The following is a 522-nucleotide window of genomic DNA, read 5'->3' as shown; positions in this document are numbered from 1 at the left end:
CATCTTTATTGGCAAAAACCGCTTTGCGGAGAATGCAGGAAATCGATCACTTCTACTTGCGAGGCGGAACGATGCTTGATTCCGGCTCTGCAGGCCCACTTATGCGATGCACGTTTGGCCAAACAAGGTAGGCTGTCCAAGTGTGTCCATCTGGAGTGCAGTAGACGAGGTATTCACCACTATTTTGGGAGCTTGGCTTGTAATGAAATTCACCACACCCTCGAACATTGTTAGAAATCAGAGTCTGCACGAGGTTAGTCGGGGCATCGGAACGCCAAGCTCCAAAGTATTCCTCGGCGACATCTTGGTTCTTGGCTTGAGCGACTCCTTCCTCGCCTAGAAAAAGCCAGCGGCCACTCCAAAATGCGATTGCGGCCAACAGTAAGCTAAACCCGAACAGAACTGCCTTGCCTCCGATCTCCGGTGTCTCGGCACTCTGACCTTGAGGTGGCATGATCAACACGACTACGACCGTGACTAGCATGAAACAGCAGCTTAGGAAAACTGCGCCTACAATAAGTT

Annotated in this window: 1 protein-coding gene; it reads right to left on the bottom strand. The window is 51.0% G+C overall.

What is annotated here, in order from left to right; translation table 11 throughout:
- Positions 1-52: 52 nt before the first annotated feature.
- Positions 53-522: hypothetical protein (locus ACOI1H_RS26235; protein WP_422441298.1), on the bottom strand; the 470-nt coding region annotated here is incomplete at its 5' end.

Origin of the sequence: Loktanella sp. DJP18, from assembly GCF_049310965.1 — a bacterium.
In the GTDB taxonomy this organism is placed as follows: domain Bacteria; phylum Pseudomonadota; class Alphaproteobacteria; order Rhodobacterales; family Rhodobacteraceae; genus Loktanella.
The sequence above is the reverse complement of the archived record's forward strand: the minus strand, read 5'-3'. Positions and strand labels throughout refer to the sequence as shown.